The organism is Kineothrix sp. IPX-CK (genome assembly GCF_039134705.1).
Taxonomy (GTDB): Bacteria; Bacillota; Clostridia; order Lachnospirales; family Lachnospiraceae; genus Kineothrix; species Kineothrix sedimenti.
Window position 1 is genome coordinate 4,119,876 of the sequence record NZ_CP146256.1, and the last position, 20,877, is coordinate 4,140,752.

Consider the following 20,877-nt stretch of genomic DNA (forward strand, 5'->3'; position numbering starts at 1 on the left):
ATCAATTTATCCGGCTTTTCAGTTTGTTTCAAACTATTGCGATACTGTAAATAATGAATAGAAGAAGCCTTTTCTCTCCATTAGCTCTGCAAAGCTTCCTTCCTCCTCCACCATTCCGTTCCTGAGGACAAAGACTTTATCGTATTTACGAAGTAACGCTTCCTCCAGTCTGTGAGTTACGACGATGCGCGTCAAGCCCGAAATATCCAGAATAGAATTGCTCACGGCAAAGGCTGTCTTCGCATCGAGAGCGGCAGTAGCTTCATCCACCAGCATCACCGGCGTACCGCGAAGCAGACAGCGGGCGATAGAAATACGCTGGCGTTCGCCGCCGGACAGTCCGCTCCCATTCTCTCCGCAGGCATAGTCCTTTCCCCTCTCGGCGATAAACGGGGCTAAACCGGACATATTCACCGCATCGCGAAGCTCCTCTTCCGTAAATTCCCTGAACATCGTGATATTATCTTTCACAGTGCTGTTGAACACGAAAACGTTCTGCTGAACGATGGAAACGATGTCGTACAGCGAAGCGGATGCTATCTCACGAAGCTCACTGCCGTCAAACAGAATCTCCCCTTCATAGTCCTCTCTGCTTCCCATTAAAAGGTTGAGCAGCGTGGACTTGCCGCTTCCCGATCCTCCTACGACGGCATAGCTTTTGCCCGCCTCGAAGCATATGTCGATTCCTTGAAGCACAGGAGCGTCCTTCTCGTAGGAAAAAGACAAACCTTTCAGCTCTATCCCGCGTGCAAGTACAGGCTCCATCTCTTCTCCGGTCTTGCGGACATTGGAGCGGATGGCGGCAGCCAGCTTGTCGATCAGAGCATACGCAGCCTTTCTGTTTGCGAGAATCTGGGGTACATCGGCAATAGGTGTAAGCACATAATTCATGAGCTGTACGAAGACAATGACTACACCCGCCGTAACACCACGTCCGGTAAGGGCCAGATATGCTCCGAACAAAAACACGCCGAATTGCGCTATGATACCGGCTACGAATCCAATAGTCTGAATGACGGTTTCCGTCCTTCGCCTCCTGCATTTGGCCTCCTCAGCCGCCGAATTGCTTTTAGCAAAAAGCCGGAAAACCTCGCGTTCGGCCTTAAAGCTTTTAATGACGGAAAATCCGGACAGCATATCCTTTATCATTCCGATAAAACTCTCATTTCTATCAGAGACCTGTTTTTCCTGCATTGCGAGACGGTTTCCCGTAAGAACAGAGGCAATTACCGGAAAGAAGGAAAGCAGAAAGGCTACCAGTGTCAGAAACGGACTGTAATACAGCATAAGGGCAAAGGCTCCTGCAAACATGAGCAGCTCCTGAACCAGCGTAAATATTTTGGCAAGATAATTGTTCTCAATACTGGTGGCATCGTTGGACAGCGCCGAAATATATATGGAGGTGTTCTCGCCGGTAAAGGCATTAATATTCTTCTTTGCCATTTCCTCGAACGCATAATCCTTGTATTGCCGCATGGCGTTCTTTATGAATAGAGGACGGACATAATATTCCAGAACCGAAACCATAACAATACCTGAAACGATAACCAATAAGATCATGGCAAGCTGCAAAAGCGAAAATGTTCCGGCATCTCCCGACGCGGTATCGATGATTTGCTGCATCAGCCATGAAACCACCAGGTTTCCTAAGGCTGTCAAAACCGAGGCGGTTATTGCGGCGACGAAGCTCCATTTGTTATGTCTATAAAACTGCTTGGTAAATTCTTTGCGGTGCGTGACAAGTTCATTATTTTTCTTCATTTTCAATTTTCCTCCAAAGTTTGGTGAAAATCGGTCTCGTTCTTTCATCCGAAGTCAGAGCCTTCTCAATGCCGCTCATTGCGGTCTCGCCGAAACTATCACCGACAGTATGGGTCTTTCCATAGTAGAATTTAATATTTTTAATATTGTAAGCCTGCATGTTATCGAAGGACTGCGAAGCATCGAAGGCTCGTGCCATCTCCACCGCCCGCCTTAAATATTCTTCCGCAGTTTCTACATCGTTCATTATTGCAGCAACCTGCGCACAGCCGGAAAGCAGTATGACCTGCATCTTATCCAGATAGGATACCTTGTTCGGAAGTTTCAGTCCTTCCAATACTCCGTACAGCCAAAGGAAGGCTTCTATTGACTGTTTCTCATCACCCTTGCTGTCAAAGCAGCCGCAAAGACCTATTATCGTTTGAAATAGTCCCATTACGCAGTCCACAAGATTCTCAGAAAGATACGGAAGTGCCTCTTCGCACCGTTCGCTTTGAGAAAGAAGCATCCCGATCAGCCCGTTATTAATTCCACAAGCGTTATACTTTTTCAGAGTGTCCAGAGCCGGCTCTATCTCTCCCAGCGCCACATATACCTGGCCTATGTTGATCTGAAGCGACAGCTCACTTATCCCTTCGTCAGTATTCTGCGAAATTAACCCACATGCCCGTCCATACAGCTCAAGTGCCTTATGCAGCGCCGATTTATCGTTTCTTTCCACCCCTGCCAACTGAAACAGGTCGGCGCTCTGGTAAACGACATCGAAGCTATTAGGATACCGCTGCAGGGCTTTCTCGGCTTCCGAAATCCCTTCCTCGATTTTTCTGGCAACGCGAAGCTCGTAAATCCTCTCCGCCGCAAGCTTCATGGTTCTGCAATTGAGCTGGTATCCCAGAAGTACATCCACGGATATTTCAAAAAGATCTGCCAGCTCTGGAAGCATTCCGATATCCGGATTGGAAAAGCCGGATTCCCATTTCGATACTGCTCCAACAGTAACTCCCACCGCTTCGGCTAACTGCTCCTGTGTCAGACAAAGCTCCTTTCGGTAATGACGAATGTTTTCACCAATTGTGATTTTCATAATAATAGCTTACCTTTCTCCACGTTCTGCATGCTTTTGGTGGACATGAACTTATGCTGAAAAGCTTTTTGCTTCTCGCTTTTTCGATTCTCACAGCATTATTATAAAGTTCTCTTACGTGCATTGGAAGATACTTACTGTAAAAATAGTAAAATTATTTTTTTACTGTTAGTATAATTTTATATATTGTTTAATTCCACCACATACCTCTCATACGCTTTCCCCTTGTCCTCTACACTGTCCCTTCTCACGAAACCAAGCTTTGTACACAGCCTGACGGAGGCCTCATTTCCCTTTTTAATCAGAGCCTGTACTTCCTCGAATCGCAGTTCCACTTTCCCGTATTCGAGGATGGCATGACAAACCTCATAAGCATAACCTTTATGCTGATAAGGAACGGCAATTACAAAACCCAGCTCGGGGATATCAAAGCCTTCCCGCCAACTGATTCCCGCCCGCCCGATGATCGTTTTGCTTTCCTTACCGACAATACTCCAGAGACCATAGCCATAGAATCCATAGATTTTTTTTATGTATTCCCTGGTATATTCCCGCTCCTCCTCCGGCTCCTTGAATAAATCTTCCATATAAAATGTAATGGACGGTTCCTTGTATATTCGGTAAAAAGCGTCCACATCCTCCACAGTCATCTCTCTGATGACACATCGCTTCGTCTCCAGAATTGTCCACGGCTTCCCCGACAAGCGCATGTACGCCATAGCAAAGGAATCGAAGGTAAGCTCCTCGATATCTGTTATCGCGTATAGGGCCGCCGACAAGTCCTGCTCCTTGTTTCCTTCGTGCAAGAGAACGATTACATAGTATCCGCTTTGTTTTAACGCCTGCAAAGTCTCCTCTTTGTCCGTCACGAACAAAGCATTCTCTTTATCATACGCTGCTTGTCCGCCTTCTGTATGCGGCGGCTTTTCTATAATGATCCTGTCACCGTCTTCGCCGAAGTTCCTCTTCATTTGCTCTATCGCTAGTATCTGGCTCTCATCAGCAACAAGAAAAACTATTTCCTTTAACATATCTCCCCCTATTTACTATCCGTCCATTATAGGCTAGAATAAAACATGCAAATATTATAAAACAAATTATCACAGAAGGGAAGTAAAGCAATGGCACAAAATCCTATTGTTACATTTACTATGGAAAACGGCGACGTAATCAAGGCGGAGTTATATCCCGAAATCGCACCCGAAAGCGTTAATAATTTTATCAGCTTAATTAACAAGAATTTTTATGATGGACTCATTTTCCACAGAGTTATCCGCGGCTTTATGATTCAGGGCGGAGATCCTGAAGGAACTGGAATGGGAGGCCCGGGCTACAGCATCAAGGGCGAATTCAACCAGAACGGTGTTGCCAATGATCTGAAGCATACGGAGGGAGTTCTCTCTATGGCGAGAAGCATGCACCCCGACTCCGCAGGCTCGCAGTTCTTCATTATGCATAAGAATTCTCCTCACCTTGACGGTTCTTATGCCGCGTTCGGAAAAGTAATTGAGGGATTGGAATATGTAAATAAAATCGCTGAAACGAACACAGATCGCTCCGATCGTCCGACAGACCCTCAGATCATGAAAACGGTTACTGTCGAAACCTTCGGAGAAGTTTATCCCGAACCCCAGAAAATTTAAATACTATTCAAGAAGTTTTCAGTAATTTAATTTAATATCTTTCAAATTGTTGGACGAGATTGGCACTTTTGTGCCTTCTCGTTCATAGTTTATTCATATTTATTTTAAAAAAACTTCAATTCCACAACATTCTTTAGACATTTCTTTTAGCTATACTATCAATATAAGATACAGCAAGAACAAAAAAGCCAATAACAGTTAATTGATTTATTAAATAACTTTTTCATAATAAGTGCCAAGTAAAGACTTCTTTACTTGGCATCCTCCCTTTTCAGGGGTAATATACCTTTTTATAAGTTTATTATAAGAACTATAAAATGAGCCGGCATCGAATCCATAAATTCGATGCCGGCTCGTTCTTAGCCGAAGCATATTTTTAACTAAAATTTGTTCCTTATGCTGAAGCTTGGTTTTTAAGCCGAAGCTTGCCTTTTAAGCTTTGTTTACAGAACCAAACAGCTCCATTTTTTCTTTAACGGTAGCCTTGATAGCCTCAAAGCCCGGAGCGAGAAGCTTACGAGGGTCGAAGCCTTTGCCCTGAAGGTCTTTTCCTTCTTCGATGTATTTACGTGTAGCCGCTGCAAAGGACAGCTGGCATTCCGTATTAACGTTGATCTTAGCAACGCCGAGAGAGATAGCCTTTTTGATCATGTCAGCCGGGATTCCCGTACCGCCGTGAAGAACGAGAGGCATGTCTCCTGTCAGCTTCTGGATAGCATCCAATGTCTCGAAGGAAAGTCCCTGCCAATTTTCAGGATATTTGCCGTGAATATTGCCGATACCTGCTGCCAGAAAATCGATGCCGAGGTCAGCAATCGCTTTACACTCCTGAGGATCCGCACATTCACCTGCACCGATAACGCCGTCTTCTTCTCCGCCGATAGAACCAACTTCAGCTTCGATAGAGATTCCCTTTGCGTGAGACGCCGCAACTAATTCCGTCGTCTTTTCTACGTTCTCAGCGATCGGATAATGAGAACCGTCGAACATTACGGATGAAAAGCCTGCTTCGATGCACTTATAGCAGTGATCGTAGCTGCCGTGATCCAAGTGAAGAGCAACGGGAACTGTAATATTCAAGCCTTTGATCAAACCGTTCACCATGCCAACTACCGTATCATATCCGCCCATGTATTTTCCTGCTCCTTCGGATACACCGAGAATAACAGGAGAATTGTTTTCCTGAGCTGTCAAAAGAACTGCTTTTGTCCACTCAAGGTTGTTGATGTTGAACTGTCCTACCGCATAATGGCCGGCTTTTGCTTTTTGAAGCATTTCTGTAGCTGAAACTAACATTTTATTTACCTCCATATAATAAATTTATCAAATTCACCGAACCTATTATACCCCATTCACGCCAAAAAGGAAACATTAAAGCTATAAAAAATGTGTAAAATAGGGAAAAATGCGAAAACAGGCATCTTTCAGACAATCCCCCGATTAAAAAAGCGTTATCATTCGAATCCGTCTCTATTTTACCGGCCCTTCTATCCTGGCCGCATTCTTTCCCGGCACCCTGATTCTCACCGCCTGTTTCATATTATGAATGCTCACACTTTTATGATTCCCGCCGAATTCCCCATCCAAGGTCCATGGAATCTCACTATCGGATTCAAAAGTAACCGACGACGTTTTAAAACAATACATATAATCCGTATTGATATTCCGGTTCAAAAGGGCCGCCATAATATTATTGAGTTCCAAAGGATTAGAAGGCATCTTAATCAAGGTCACCTCGAACTCCCCGTCATCCAGTTCCACATATTTGCCGGTAATCCGCTTAAAGCCTCCCACCGAAATGGAATTGGTCACCATACCGAAGATGAACTCCTCCTCCAGTGTCACGTCGTCGTATCTGACCTTAAGCTTATAGGATTTGATGCTTGGTATTCTCTTCATTCCTTCCAGAATATACGCCATATGCCCGAGCACATTTTTCACATCCTGACTGGTCCCGTAGGACACGTCTGTAAAAAGTCCGAACGCCGCAATATAGACAAAGCTTTCCTTATTGAAAGCTCCTACATCACAAGCGTAATCCTTCCCCTTTACGATGGCCTGTGCCGCCTTCAGCATATCCTTGGGTATTCCGAGGCTTTCCGCGAAATCGTTGGTGCTGCCTGCCGGAATATAGCCGATAGGAATCTGTTTTGTGCTGCGAAGCATACCGTTTACCACCTCATCCAATGTGCCGTCACCGCCGCAGCAAACGAGAATGTCATATCTGTCCTTCTTATTCTGAACTGCACATACCGCGTCCCCCTCGCACTGCGTGGGATATACGGCAACCTCATATCCGGCCTTAACGAATACGTCTATGATGTCCTGGAGCTTATTTCTAATCTTCGCCTTCCCCGAACGGGGATTAAATACAAAAAGCATCTCTTTATCAGTCATATCGTTCCCCTTTTCAATCCTAAATTTCACAAAGTTGAAAGCTGCAAGCGTCAAAATGAAGTTTTATCGCATTTTGTGTACATCATGTCACAGCTTAGCCAAAGGTTAAACTGTAACACTAAATCGGAGCATCCTAAGATGCTCCGCGTTAAGTCATTATTCTCTATGGAGGCAACGAGCCAAATGGTCAAGCTAGCATGCCCGTTCGGCGACTGCCGTGGATCATATATGAAATTTTAGCTTACTTTTCCTTTTAATAAATACTCTTCGATATCCGCTACTGCCTGCGTCTCATCCTGACCGTCGGCAATAACCGTTACCGTTTCACCGCTATCAAGCCCTAAGCTCATCATACCCATGATGCTCTTCGCATTCACCTTTTTTCCTTCGGATTCAATGTAAACGGAGCAGGCATGCTTACTTGCCACCTGTACCAATACTGCCACCGGTCTAGCCTCTAACCCTGTAGGCAATTGAATCTTCATCACTTTCTCAATCATAACGTCTCCTCCTTTTTAACTTCTAAGCCTGTCAGCCAGCTCACTTAATTTCCTAAGTCTATGGTTCATCCCCGATTTTCCAACCGGAGGTTCTAAGATTTGTCCTAATTCCTTTAATGTTGCATCCGGATATTCTAATCTTATTTGTGCCGCTTCTCTTATGTTATCTGGTAGATTCTGAAATCCATAATGATCCCTAATCAGGAGGATGTCCTCTATCTGTTTGGATGATGCGTTTACCGTCTTGGTAATATTAGCCGTTTCGCAATTTACCTTCCTATTTATGGAACCTCGCATTTCCTTTATAATCCTGTAATTCTCGAAATTCATAAGGGAAACATGGGCTTCCATGATATTTAATAAATCTGCTATGCTGGCGCCTTCTTTTAAGTACACCACATAATATTTCTTTCTTATTACGATTTTTGCCTCCACTTGAAAGCTCTGTATCAGAGATTGAAGGCGAACAGCTTGTTCTTCATAGGAACAGACAAATTCTAAATGATAGCTTTTTTCCGGGTCGCTCATGGAACCCGTGCAAAGAAAAGTTCCCCGCAGAAATGCCCTTTTACAGCAGGAATTTTTGATTAACAACGGATTTACTCCGTTCTCCGTAGCCTTTCGAATTCCGTTTTTCTCATACATTTTAACAGCCTGAAGAACTTTATCAACCCGTTCTCTTCCCGTAAACAACGTAATATATGTATGATTTCTATACTCCTCCAAAAGCTCTTTAAAAGCGATATCAGTATATATATTAAAGGTTTTCTTCAATAATGTAAAGACCTTTCTGATAACTGCCTCATTTTCTGTCTGAAGGCAGAGCCTCATATCCGATTCCGGACTGCCCTCTAATTTGCCAAAGAAGCTGATAATCGCCGCCAGTTCTGCCAGCTGGCAATGCCTGGACGGACTTACATTCCTTGATAATTCTTCTTTTACTTCCGCGGAAAAAGACATAATTATGCCCCCTGCTTCACATCTCTGTGATAAATCTTAAGTCCATAATTTCCCTGATTCTTCATACGCTTGTACAATTCGTTCGCCAGCGTCACGCTTCTGTGTTTTCCGCCGGTACAGCCTATTCCTATTACCAGCTGGTATTTTCCTTCCTTCACATAATTCGGGATTAAAAATAGAATCATATCCTCCAGCTTCTGTAGAAATTCCTCTGCCTCGGGAAAGCTCATGACGTATTCTTGAATCGCCGGATCGTTGCCGGTCTGGTGCTTCAGCTCATCGATATAATAAGGGTTCGGCAGGAAGCGGACATCGAAAACTAAATCGGCGTCTGCCGGCATGCCGTTTTTAAAGCCGAAGGAAAGAATCGTCACCATAAGGCTGTTATATTCCTCGTTCATAACAAATATCCTATCGATTTCTTCCTTCAGTTCTCTAGTCAGTACATTTGAGGTATCCAGTACGTAATCCGCATGTTCTTTCACCGTCTTAAGAATATCTCTTTCCTTATGAATGCCGTCCTCCACCCGTCCCTCAGGGGAAAGGGGATGCATCCGCCTCGATTCCTTATAGCGTTTTAACAGCACCTGTTCCGAAGCATCCATAAACAGGATTTCATATAAATAACCGTTTTTCTTCAGGTTCTCTAACGTCTTCCAGACCTCTTCGAAGGGCTGATCCGCACGGACATCCAAGCCCAACGCGACCTTATTGATTTCCGAGTTGGGAGTAGCGATTAACTCTACAAATTTTTCTATCAAAGGAACGGGCAGATTATCCACACAATAGAAGCCTGCGTCCTCCAGCATCTTAAGAGCCGTTCTCTTTCCGCCGCCGCTCATTCCGGTCACTACCACGAATCTCATATGCTTTTCCTCCGTATTTAAAAGTCTCCCAGGTAAATAACTTCCCTTTCCAGCGTCACGCCGGACAGCTCCTTCACGCGCTCCTGCACGGTCTCGATGAGCTTGCGCACATCAGCCGCGGTAGCGTCTCCTGTATTCACTATAAAACCGCAGTGCTTATCGGATACCATCGCTCCGCCTATCCGATATCCCTTAAGGCCTGCATCCATGATCAGCTTGCCTGCAAAATGTCCCTCAGGGCGTTTAAATGTGCTTCCCGCGCTGCCCAATTCCAAAGGCTGCTTCTCCTGACGCCTTGCCGCCAAATCCTCCATTTTGCTCTTTATTTCTTCCTTATCGCCTGCAGAAAGCTTAAGTACCGCTTCCGTAACGATAAAGGGGCGGTTCTTGATTACACTGGTGCGGTAGCCGAATTCCATCGTATCGTTATCCAGCGTCATTATTTCTCCGCTTCTGTCCATGACCTCCACGGTTTCCACTATCTGTTTCATTTCGCCATCATAGGCTCCGGCGTTCATTACTATGCCGCCGCCGATCGTTCCCGGTATGCCCGAAGCGAACTCCATACCGGTCAGCCCATGGGCCAGTGCCTCCTGCGCCGCACTGGATATGAGCACTCCCGCGGGAACACGCATTTTTTCCCCCTCCACCGACATGCTTCCCATCTCGCTGCCAATCTTAACAACAATGCCTGAATATCCTCTATCTCCCACTAACAGATTGCTGCCGTTGCCGAGTATAAAATAGTCCTGCCCGGTAGCCTGCAAAATAGGCACCAGCTTCAATAGCTGCTCTTTGCTTTCTATTTTCACTAAGCATTTAGCCTTTCCGCCTACACGAAAAGTAGTATGACTGCTCATGGGTTCATCGAATAATATGTTCTCCTGAGGCACTATCTGCTTTATATAATTGTAAATTGATGAATTCACCTTAAGACCCCTGCCTGTTTTTTATTATGGTATGTAGCTGACTGCCATCTTATTCCAACACAAGCTTGGCTGCTCCATAAATTCCGGCGTCGTTCCCCAGCGTCGCCAATGCAAACTCTACGTTTTTACAGCCTTTAAACACTGTTTTGTTAAAATATGGTTTTATATAATCGAATAAAATATCCCCGGCTTTTGATACGCCGCCTCCGATAACGAAAATCTCCGGGTTCACCACTCCTGCGATAACTCCCAGACCCTTTCCCAGATATTCTCCGAATTTTTCCGCTATCTGAATGGCTACCGCATCGTTTTCCTTTACCGCATCGAAAACAGCCTTTGCCGAAAGTGCTTCCACCGGTCTGTTCCGCAAGATGCTGGGCTCCGAAGTAGCCTCCAGGGCTCTCCTTGCCAGTCTTACTACACCGGTAGCGGAAGCATATTCTTCCAGACATCCTGTATTGCCACAGCCGCACACCTCTGTTTCACCATCCTGCACGTGGATATGTCCGATTTCACCGCCCCCTCCGTTAGCGCCCGTTAAAATCTCTCCGTTTACAATGATTCCGCCGCCTACGCCCGTTCCGAGGGTTACAGCAACCAGATTCTTACAGCCTTTTCCGCCGCCCTTCCACATCTCGCCCAGAGCGGCAACATTAGCATCATTTCCTGCCTTTACTTTCATATCGAGAAGTCCAGCCAAGGTATCCCTGATACTGAAGGTTCCCCAGCCAAGGTTCACGGCAACATATACCGTACCCTCTGCATCGATCGGACCGGGAGCTCCCAATCCTACGCCGATGACCTCGTCCCTGGGAATACTCTTCTCTTTCATCTTTCGCTGAATACTCTCAGCTACGTCGGGAAGAATCTTTTCCCCTCCATTCTCCGTCTTTGTGGGCACTTCCCATTTATCCAGAAGTTCTCCGTCCTTATTAAAAAGTCCTAATTTTATCGTGGTTCCTCCCACATCTACGCCAAACACATATTTACTCATCCCAGCTTATCCCTTCTCGGTTATTCCTCATCATCTTCGTCTCTGCGCCTTGCCAGAGAGTTCTGCACGCGGGTATAAAGCTCCTGCGCCGCATTATAGCCCATTTTCTTCTGTCTGTGGTTAGCCGCTGCCGATTCACAGATAATCGCCAGATTACGTCCCGGCCTTATAGGAATATTATGGCATACTATCTTATTTCCCAGATATTCGGTATGTTCCTCTTCCAGTCCAAGCCTATCGTATTCCTTATCTTTATCCCAGTCTTCCAACCGGATTACCAAATCGATGCTCTGGGTATCCTTTACGCTGGATACACCGAACAATGACTTTACATCAACGATTCCGATTCCTCGCAGCTCTATAAAATGCTTCGTAATATCGGGGGCGGAACCGATCAAAGTATCATCGCTTACTTTTCTGATCTCTACTACATCATCCGTTACAAGCCGGTGGCCCCTCTTGATCAGCTCCAGTGCCGCCTCCGACTTACCTATACCGCTTTCGCCCGTAATCAGCACGCCTTCGCCGTACACGTCTACAAGAACACCATGAACGGAGATACACGGTGCCAATTTCACATTCAGCCACCGGATAATCTCGGCAGTAAAATTGGAGGTCGCCTTCTTCGTCATAAGGATAGGTACCTCATGCTTCAGCGCTACTTGTAAAAAGAAGGGGTCAGGCTGCAGCTCTCGGCAGAAGACAATGACCGGAATATCGCACGAAAGAAGCTTGTTGTAAACCTCTTCCTTATATCCCTGCGTCAACCCCTGCATGTACGTATATTCCACAAATCCGATAATCTGCAGACGGGTGGCCTCGAAATGCTCAAAATAACCTGCCATCTGTAAAGCCGGTCTGTTGATGTCCGGCTGGGTAATTTTCACCTTCGAAATATCCAGCTCCGGCGTCAGATTCTCAAGCTTCATTTTGTCGATAATCTCTTTTAGACTTACACTTGCCATAACCTTCTCCTTTTTCCTCAATATAGTATCTTATACCATCTCAATACTTAATATTCTATAAATTCTAACATAGAAACTTCACAATATCAATAAACGAACTCGGAAAACGTTACTGTGTAAACAGTAACCGAAAAACACTGCCTGCCTATTCCTGATGGAAAAATCCATAGATGCCCTCCGCAATATGAAGAGGTATCTCCGGCACACGGGAAAGTGTCTGCGCATCGGCGGACTTAATCTCATCGATAGATTTAAAGTGGCGCATCAGTGCCTTTCTTCGGGAAGGTCCCACTCCGGGAATGTCGTCCAACACTGATTTCACCTGCGACTTGCTGCGTAGAGAACGGTGATATTCTATGGCAAAGCGGTGAGCCTCGTCCTGCACTCTCGTAATCAGTTTAAACCCTTCGGAGTTTCTGTCAATAGGAATTTCTTCATTATTGTAATATAGTCCCCTAGTCCGGTGATTATCGTCCTTTACCATGCCGCAGACCGGAATGGAGATGCGAAGCTCCTTAAGTACCTCTAATGCGATATTCACCTGCCCCTTTCCACCATCCATAAGTATCAGATCGGGAAATTTGGTAAAGCTGCCGAACTCCTTCTCCATTTCCTTCATATCCAATTCCTTTTGCTCCGCCATTCCGTGTACGAAACGCCTGGTAAGCACTTCCTTCATGCACGCATAATCATCGGGACCCGAAACCGATTTTATACGGAATTTGCGGTAGTCGCTCCTTTTGGGCTTTCCCTTTTCATAAACAATCATAGAGCCTACATTGGCAAATCCACTGATATTAGAAATATCGTATGCTTCCATACGCACGATTCCCTGGACGCCGATTAACGAAGCTATTTCCTTCACAGCACCGATAGTCCTGCCTTCCTCCCGCTTTATCTTCTCTTTATCCTGACTTAAGACGAGGGCTGCATTCTTCCCTGCAAGCTCCACCAGCTTTTCCTTGGCACCTTTTTTGGGGATCCTGATGTAGACACGACTGCCCTTTCTGGCTGTCAGCCATTTCTCCAGCACCTCGATATCCTCAATTTCCTCCTGGAGCATAAGCTCCTTGGGAATGAAAGGCGTTCCCGCATAGAACTGCTTTACGAAATCAAGAAGTACCTGTGATTTCCCATTTCCTGACACATGCGTCATATAGAAATGCTCTCTCCCTATTAATTTCCCGTTTCGAATAAAAAATACTTGCACCACCGCATCATTTTCATCCAGAGCAAGGGCTATAATATCCTTATCTTCTCCGTAGCTGTCCGTAATCTTCTGCTTCTGCGCAACCTGCTTCACGCTGTTATACAAATCTCTGTATTTTACCGCTTCCTCGAACTCCATGCTGTCGGAAGCCTCCTGCATCTTTCTTTCCAGTTCTTTCAAAATAGGATTATAATTCCCATTCAGGAAATCCAATGCCTTATCTACCTGCTCCCGGTACTGCTCCTGCGTCACATATTCTTGGCAAGGGGCTGAGCACTGCTTGATATGATAATTCAGGCAGGGCCTTTCCTTCCCGCAGTCTCTCGGAAGATTTCTGTTGCAGGTACGCAGAAGGTAGAGCTTGTTGATCAGATCTATCGTATCCTTCACCGCCGTCGCGCTTGTATATGGGCCGAAATAACGGGAACGGTCCTTTTTCATCTCTCTGGAAAAAAGCACGCGGGGAAACGCCTCTCCGGCTGTCACCTTTATATAAGGATAGGTCTTGTCATCCTTAAGCATGGTGTTATAGCGGGGGCTGTATTCTTTTATTAAATTATTTTCAAGCACCAGAGCTTCCAGCTCGGAATCGGTTATGATATATTCGAATCTGGCTATCTGAGTCACCATCTTGTCGATTTGGGGTCCTCGGCCGATATTCTTACGGAAATATGACCTGACACGGCTGTGCAGGTTAATCGCCTTCCCCACATAGATAATAACGTCCTTCTCATCGTGCATGATATATACGCCCGGCTTTACCGGCAGTTTTTTTAATTCCTCATCAAAATCAAACATCTCTCACCCACAATTTCAATAACGCACAAAAAGGTTCTTTTTTATGAGTGCGAAACACTCACCTAGAACCTTTTGCGTTTTTATTTCTGTTCGTCTATTTTATTTTGCAGTTCCTCTGCGAAATTACCGTTTTTGATGGAGTCGCCATTCTTTACAAAGTCTCCGGACGCATTGGAGAAACGTCCTACCGGACTTCCATAAGCAGGTGCCTCTTTTTCCGGCTCCCTCATAGTCTCCTCTTTCGCCTTCTTCGCCTCGTATTCCGGCGGTAAGACCATATTGTCTTTTTTTATAATGACTTTTCCATCTTCCGTTTCAGAATGCTTTGGCTCAGATTCCATTTTTTTCACTTCAGCCTCAGAATCTTTTGCTTCGGATTCTCCCTCTGTTTTTTCTTCAGGCTCAGGCAGCCCTTTTTCTGCGCGATATATCTTCATGAATTCCTTACCTGTAATAGTTTCTTTTTCTATCAGGTATGCGGCAATTTTATCCATAAGCTCCCGGTTCTGGCCAAGAAGCTGCTTCGCTTCCGCATAGCATTCCTTTAACAGCTCTCTCACCTCGTTATCCACATCCGCCGCCGTCACATCGCTGCACGTCAGTCGTGCGCCGCCGTCCAGATATTCACTCTCTACCGTAGCGAGGCCCATAAGTCCGAACTTTTCGCTCATTCCGAATCTGGTTACCATATTTCTGGCAATGTTCGTCGCCTTCTCGATATCGTTAGCTGCTCCGGTGGTTACCGTATCGAATACGATTTCCTCCGCCGCGCGTCCGCCCAGATAGCCTACCAGCATATCGTGCAGCTCCGCCTTCGTATTGAGGAACTTCTCCTCCTCAGGCACCTGCATCACATAGCCGAGAGCACCCATGGTCCTCGGTACGATCGTAATCTTCTGCACCGGCTCGGAATTCTTTTGCAAAGCGCTCAGAAGCGCATGGCCTACTTCGTGATAGGATACAATCTTGCGTTCTTCCTTGCTCATAATGCGGTCTTTCTTCTCTTTTCCTACGAGCACCTGCTCTACCGCCTCGAACAAATCATGCTGGCACACATAATTGCGCCCTTTTTGTACAGCGTTGATGGCCCCTTCATTTATCATGTTGGCGAGATCGGCTCCCACCGCGCCGCTGGTAGCCAGCGCTATAGCGTCCAGATCCACGCTGTCGTCCATCAGAACATCCTTCGCATGTACCTTCAATATTTCAATCCGGCCCTTAAGGTCCGGTTTATCTACAATGATTCTTCTGTCGAAACGTCCCGGCCGCAGCAGTGCCTTATCCAGAATCTCCGGCCTGTTGGTCGCCCCGAGAATGAGAATACCTTTCGAGGTATCGAAACCATCCATCTCGGACAAAAGCTGGTTCAACGTCTGTTCCCGTTCTTCATTGCCTCCGCCGTATTTGGAATCACGGCTTCTTCCGATAGCATCGATTTCATCTATAAATATAATGCAAGGAGCGTTCTTCGTCGCTTCCTTAAATAAGTCTCTTACCCGCGAAGCGCCCACGCCTACATACAGCTCAATAAAATCTGAGCCCGCCAATGAAAAGAAGGGCACATGAGCTTCGCCCGCCACCGCCTTAGCCAACAAGGTCTTACCGGTTCCCGGAGGGCCTACCAAAAGAGCTCCCTTAGGCAGCTTAGCGCCTATCTTAGAATACTTGCCCGGATTATGCAGGAAATCTACTACCTCCTGCAAGGACTCCTTCGCCTCGTCCTCTCCTGCCACATCTTTAAAGGTAACTCCCGTCTCCTTCTGCACATATACCTTGGCATTGCTCTTACCCACTCCCATGGGACCGCCGCCGCCCTTAGACATCCTGCGGAAAATGAAGCTTAGAAGTACCCACATAAGAAGGATGGGGAATACATAGGTCAGAAGGATGGAAAACAGCATCCCGGAGCCATCCGGCACCTTCTTATTCACATCTACGTTATGTTCAATCAGGCGGGCCGTCAGAGTATCGTTGTCTTCCATAACTCCCGTATAATAAGTAATCACCGGCATTCCGTACATATTCGTGGAGGTATCTTCCGTGTTCTTAGGATAAATGGTGATCTGGTCGGTATCTACCACTACGCTTTCCACTTCGCCGTCGTCGATCATTTTAATAAATTCGTTATAGGTAATCTCCTTCTCCGTACCGCCGGTCATCGCCTTCATAAAATAGCTCATGCACAGCAAAGTGATGAGCGCGGCGATGAGCAATAGGAAAATGCTCTGTTTCTTAGGGTTGTCGCCGTTTCCGCCGGGCCCTCTGTTACCGTTATTATTATTTTTATTGCCGCCGCGATTGCCGTTGTTATATCCACCGTCATCGTATTGGTTCAAATTGTTATCTTCCATGCCTGCTCCTATTCGTAAATCGTCGTTTCTTCCATTATAGAGACTGATATTCGATAAATCAATAATATAATTATGAAAATATTTTACCATGTATAAAAGATTTCTAAATTTTTTTGATAGAAACAGTAGATTTTTAGTTACTACCCATTGTATAATACATTACTTAGGAAGCTAAAAACGAGCTTCCTAGTAATGATTTATGCCTTATGGTAAAATAAAGCTATATCTATACACTTTTAAACTAACGTCTTATATGCAATCGCTGAGGAGGAGAAAATGCCTGTAAAATACGTATTCGTGACAGGCGGCGTCGTTTCTGGTCTGGGAAAAGGAATTACAGCCGCATCTTTAGGAAGACTTTTAAAAGCGCGTGGTTACAAGGTGACCATGCAGAAATTTGACCCCTACATCAACATCGATCCCGGTACTATGAATCCCATCCAGCACGGGGAGGTATTCGTTACCGAAGACGGAACGGAGACCGACTTAGATCTCGGACATTACGAAAGGTTCATCGACGAAAATCTGGATAAAAATTCCAACGTTACCACCGGCAAGATTTATTGGTCCGTCCTTCAAAAAGAGAGACGAGGCGACTACGGCGGCGGTACTGTTCAGGTGATCCCTCATATAACCAACGAAATCAAAAGCCGCTTTTACCGCAACTTCAGTGATCAGGAAATGAGGATCGCCATCATCGAAGTTGGCGGAACTGTGGGAGACATCGAAAGCCAGCCCTTTTTGGAATCCATCCGGCAATTCCAGCATGAGGTGGGACGGGAAAATGCCATCCTGATCCATGTTACCCTGATCCCTTACCTGAGAGCTTCACAGGAAATGAAGACCAAGCCTACACAAGCCAGCGTAAAAGAGCTTCAGGGAATGGGTATCCAGCCCGATATTATCGTATGCCGCAGCGAATATCCGCTGGATCAAGGTATCAAAGATAAAATTGCTCTGTTCTGCAACGTATCCAACAATCGTGTACTGCAGAATCTGGATGTAGAATACCTCTACGAAGCGCCCCTTGCTATGGAGAAGGAGCATTTGGCACAGGTTGCCTGCGAATGCTTAAAGCTCCCCTGCCCCGAGCCCGACTTAAGCGATTGGGAAAACATGGTAGAATCCCTGCGCACTCCTTCGGGAGAAGTGACCATTGCCCTTGTAGGTAAGTATATCCAGCTTCACGACGCTTATATCAGCGTAGTGGAAGCTTTGAAACACGGAGGCATCTCTAATAGAGTCAACGTTAATATCAGATGGATAGACTCGGAGACCGTAACTCCTGAGAACGCGGGCGAGCTGCTCAGCGGTGTGGACGGCGTCGTTGTTCCGGGCGGGTTCGGCAGCCGCGGTATCGAAGGTAAGATAAATGCCATTACCTATGCGAGGACTCATAATATTCCATTTCTGGGACTTTGCCTGGGAATGCAGCTTTCCATAGTAGAATATGCCCGTAACGTGCTGGGTTATAACGACGCTCACAGCGTGGAGCTGAATCCCGGCACCACTCACCCTGTCATCGCGCTTATGCCTGACCAAAACGGCGTGGAGGACATCGGCGGGACCCTGCGGCTCGGCTCCTATCCATGTATTCTGGATAAGGACTCCAAGGCATATCGTTTATATGGTAAAGATACCATTCATGAAAGACACAGGCACCGCTATGAGGTGAACAACGATTACCGCACCGCCCTTACGGAAAACGGAATGAAATTATCCGGCCTTTCTCCCGACGGACGTATCGTGGAAATGTGTGAGATTCCGGCACATCCCTTCTTTGTTGCTACACAGGGACATCCGGAGCTTAAATCGAGACCTAACAGACCTCACCCGCTATTCAAAGGCCTTATAGCTGCGGCTGTGGAGCATAAATAGGACAAAGGGTGTTTCGTGCACTTTTACTTTAATAAAATGAAATATTAAGGAACCCAAAAATGAAAATAGGATTTGACAACGATAAATATGTAAAAATGCAGTCCGAGCACATTCGCCAGAGAATCGCCCAGTTCGGCAATAAATTGTATCTGGAATTCGGCGGCAAGCTCTTTGATGACTTTCATGCTTCAAGAGTCCTCCCCGGCTTCCATCCGGACAGTAAGCTGAAAATGCTGCATCAGCTTAAAGACCAAGCGGAAATCGTCATCGTAATCAGCGCAGATGCCATCGAGAAGAATAAAATCCGGGGCGACCTCGGCATCACCTATGACATGGACGTGCTGCGTCTCTTAGATGCCTTCCGTGCCATGGACTTCATGGTGAGCAGCGTAGTCATTACTCAGTATACCGGTCAGCCCACTGCCGACCATTTCCGTGAAAAACTGTCGGGCCTTGGAATCAAGTCTTATCTTCATTATATTATTGAGGGCTATCCCAGTAACATCGCCAATATCGTCAGTGACGAGGGCTACGGGAAGAACGATTACATCGAAACGTCCAGACCGCTGGTGGTCATTACGGCCCCCGGTCCCGGAAGCGGCAAAATGGCTACCTGTCTTTCCCAGCTTTATCATGAACACAAACGGGGGATTACGGCCGGATATGCTAAGTTCGAGACTTTCCCTATATGGAATCTGCCCCTGCGCCACCCTGTGAACGTGGCCTATGAAGCGGCCACCGCGGATTTAAGCGATGTTAACATGATAGATCCCTTCCATCTGGAATCCTATGGGGAGACTACGGTTAACTATAACCGCGATATCGAAGTGTTCCCCGTTCTAAGTGCGATGTTCGAGCAGATTCTCGGCTATAGCCCTTATAAATCGCCAACCGACATGGGCGTCAACATGGCGGGAAACTGTATCATAGACGACGAAGTATGCAAAGAGGCCTCCAAACAGGAAATCATCCGCCGCTATTATCAAGCGCTGTGCGACAAAAAAAGGGATGTGCTGGGCTCCAGGGAAATCGTTTACAAGCTGGAGCTTCTGATAAAACAGGCTTCTATCAACACCTCAGAGCGAAAGGTAATACCTATGGCACTTATGAGGCAGGAAAACACCGGTCATCCCGCAACGGCCATCGAACTGCCGGACGGGCAGGTCATTACCGGAAAAACTACCGACTTGCTCGGTGCCTCTGCCGCTGCGCTTCTCAATGCGCTGAAGGTTCTCGGCGGAATCGATCACGACGAACACCTCATCTCCCGGGCAGCCATCGAACCTATACAGACCTTGAAGACGGATTATCTGGGCGGAAACAACCCAAGACTACATACGGACGAAATATTGATTGCCCTTTCCATGAGCGCCGCAACGGACACGGACGCGAAGCTGGCTTTGTCCCAGATCCCGAAGCTGAAGGGATGTCAGGTTCACTCCACGGTCATTCTTTCTTCCGTTGATGAGAAGACCTTCAAGCGATTAGGGATGAATCTTACCAGCGAACCGGCTTATGAGACGAACCGGGTTTATCACAAGTAAATAATCAAGAGCACTTTCCTATTACACAAAGAGATGTCCTTTCAACAATCCGGACATCTCTTCTTTCTTAATATTATATATATTATAATTTCTTCAGGAAATTCCCGCTTACATTCACACCCTCATTGATCACCACAAAAGCACTCGGATCATATTTACGTATGATATATTTCAACCGTCCGATCTCATATTTCGATATTACCATATACAATACTTCCGCGTTATTGTCCGTGTATGCGCCCAGAGCCTTCCATTTTGTGATTCCCCGTTCCAGCTTCGTGAATATCTCCTGCTCCATTTCCTCGCTGGCATTCTTCGTGATGATGTTCACTTCCACGTTGATGTTCTGGGAATATACCTTATCCACCGCGAAGGAGCTTACGGCAGCAAAAATCAAGGAATATATCACGGTCTCCACGTCGAATAGGAACAGACATATGAGATACAGTACTACGTTTACGATCAATGTTACCTTGCCTACGCTGAAGTCCTTCTTCCAGCGAATTAACAGTACACCCAATATATCCGTTCCGCCGTCAGAGCTTCCCATTTTCAGGCAAAGTCCGATGCCTGCACCGCAGAGAATTCCGCCGATAAGGCAGGAGGCCAGCTTGTCGTCCATAATCGGCATGGATGGAATATATACGATGAAGAGGAAAAATGACATTGCCGTTACACAAATGACCGTTTTGGCGAAAAATATTCGTCCCAGCTTTTTGATTGCCACAATGAAAAGCGGAATGTTGACTACATAATAAATTAAGCCCGCAATATCGAAGTTACGAAACGACAGTCCCATGTACTCCACCAACACGGTACGTATTACCTGACAAAGTCCCATAATTCCCCCTGTATACAACCCTTGGGGGACGATGAACAGATTTACTCCTATGGCATATAGGAGCATGCCTCCCACGGAGCCAAGCAGTCTGTTCGTTTCATAGATTACAAATTTTTTATCGAGACCCAGTATTCTATTCATAAATGCCTCTTTTCT

17 protein-coding genes are annotated in these 20,877 nt (G+C 46.1%); 3 read left to right on the forward strand and 14 right to left on the reverse strand.

The annotated features are described in order from the left end of the window. Positions 1–33: 33 nt before the first annotated feature. From V6984_RS19525 to V6984_RS19535, 3 genes are all read right to left on the reverse strand, one after another. A complete protein-coding gene (locus V6984_RS19525) occupies positions 34–1,761 on the reverse strand; it encodes an ABC transporter ATP-binding protein (protein ID WP_342757269.1) in 1,728 nt (575 codons plus the stop codon). Beyond that, on the reverse strand, positions 1,748–2,845 hold the full coding sequence (locus tag V6984_RS19530; protein WP_342757270.1) for a helix-turn-helix transcriptional regulator: 1,098 nt from the start codon (positions 2,843–2,845) through the stop codon (positions 1,748–1,750). The genes V6984_RS19525 and V6984_RS19530 overlap by 14 nt, the downstream gene beginning before the upstream one ends. A gap of 179 nt (positions 2,846–3,024) precedes the next feature. After that, the gene (locus tag V6984_RS19535) at positions 3,025–3,876 is read right to left on the reverse strand and encodes a GNAT family N-acetyltransferase (protein WP_342757271.1); all 852 of its coding nucleotides are present in this window, start codon (positions 3,874–3,876) and stop codon (positions 3,025–3,027) included. Positions 3,877–3,966: 90 nt separating this feature from the next. On the opposite strand from V6984_RS19535, the gene V6984_RS19540 reads away from it, so the two are divergent. Beyond that, positions 3,967–4,488 (forward strand): peptidylprolyl isomerase, encoded by a 522-nt coding sequence (locus V6984_RS19540; RefSeq protein ID WP_342757272.1) that lies wholly within the window; start codon positions 3,967–3,969, stop codon positions 4,486–4,488. Positions 4,489–4,920: 432 nt separating this feature from the next. Here V6984_RS19540 and fba read toward each other — a convergent pair whose 3' ends face one another. From fba to ftsH, 10 genes are all read right to left on the reverse strand, one after another. Beyond that, a complete protein-coding gene (fba, locus tag V6984_RS19545; protein ID WP_342757273.1) occupies positions 4,921–5,784 on the reverse strand; it encodes a class II fructose-1,6-bisphosphate aldolase in 864 nt (287 codons plus the stop codon). Between the two features lie 174 nt (positions 5,785–5,958). Beyond that, the gene (locus tag V6984_RS19550; RefSeq protein ID WP_342760057.1) at positions 5,959–6,885 is read right to left on the reverse strand and encodes a diacylglycerol/lipid kinase family protein; all 927 of its coding nucleotides are present in this window, start codon (positions 6,883–6,885) and stop codon (positions 5,959–5,961) included. Between the two features lie 236 nt (positions 6,886–7,121). Continuing rightward, entirely contained in the window at positions 7,122–7,385 is a 264-nt protein-coding gene (locus tag V6984_RS19555) for an HPr family phosphocarrier protein (RefSeq protein WP_031392143.1), read from the reverse strand. 15 nt (positions 7,386–7,400) lie between these two features. Beyond that, positions 7,401–8,345, reverse strand: coding sequence for a DNA-binding protein WhiA (whiA, locus tag V6984_RS19560; protein ID WP_342757274.1), 945 nt, complete (start codon positions 8,343–8,345; stop codon positions 7,401–7,403). A 2-nt stretch (positions 8,346–8,347) separates the two neighbouring features. After that, positions 8,348–9,211 carry an RNase adapter RapZ gene (gene rapZ / locus V6984_RS19565; protein WP_342757275.1) on the reverse strand — a complete coding sequence of 288 codons (864 nt, stop codon included), beginning with the start codon at positions 9,209–9,211 and terminating at the stop codon, positions 8,348–8,350. Positions 9,212–9,228: 17 nt separating this feature from the next. Continuing rightward, complete coding sequence (murB, locus tag V6984_RS19570; RefSeq protein ID WP_342757276.1) at positions 9,229–10,140, reverse strand: UDP-N-acetylmuramate dehydrogenase; 912 nt, start codon at positions 10,138–10,140, stop codon at positions 9,229–9,231. 49 nt (positions 10,141–10,189) lie between these two features. Then, complete coding sequence (locus V6984_RS19575) at positions 10,190–11,134, reverse strand: ROK family glucokinase (protein WP_342757277.1); 945 nt, start codon at positions 11,132–11,134, stop codon at positions 10,190–10,192. A gap of 20 nt (positions 11,135–11,154) precedes the next feature. Beyond that, positions 11,155–12,099, reverse strand: a complete 945-nt coding sequence (hprK, locus tag V6984_RS19580; RefSeq protein WP_342757278.1) for an HPr(Ser) kinase/phosphatase — start codon at positions 12,097–12,099, stop codon at positions 11,155–11,157. Between the two features lie 145 nt (positions 12,100–12,244). Next, positions 12,245–14,107 (reverse strand): excinuclease ABC subunit UvrC, encoded by a 1,863-nt coding sequence (uvrC, locus tag V6984_RS19585; RefSeq protein ID WP_342757279.1) that lies wholly within the window; start codon positions 14,105–14,107, stop codon positions 12,245–12,247. Between the two features lie 80 nt (positions 14,108–14,187). Next, a complete protein-coding gene (gene ftsH / locus V6984_RS19590; protein ID WP_342757280.1) occupies positions 14,188–16,458 on the reverse strand; it encodes an ATP-dependent zinc metalloprotease FtsH in 2,271 nt (756 codons plus the stop codon). A gap of 276 nt (positions 16,459–16,734) precedes the next feature. Between ftsH and V6984_RS19595 the strand changes: the two genes are divergently transcribed. Next, entirely contained in the window at positions 16,735–18,336 is a 1,602-nt protein-coding gene (locus tag V6984_RS19595) for a CTP synthase (RefSeq protein ID WP_342757281.1), read from the forward strand. Between the two features lie 59 nt (positions 18,337–18,395). After that, on the forward strand, positions 18,396–19,880 hold the full coding sequence (locus tag V6984_RS19600) for a DUF1846 domain-containing protein (protein WP_342757282.1): 1,485 nt from the start codon (positions 18,396–18,398) through the stop codon (positions 19,878–19,880). A gap of 82 nt (positions 19,881–19,962) precedes the next feature. Here the strand turns inward: V6984_RS19600 and V6984_RS19605 are convergent, their stop codons facing one another. Then, on the reverse strand, positions 19,963–20,862 hold the full coding sequence (locus V6984_RS19605; RefSeq protein WP_342757283.1) for a YitT family protein: 900 nt from the start codon (positions 20,860–20,862) through the stop codon (positions 19,963–19,965). Positions 20,863–20,877: the final 15 nt, after the last annotated feature.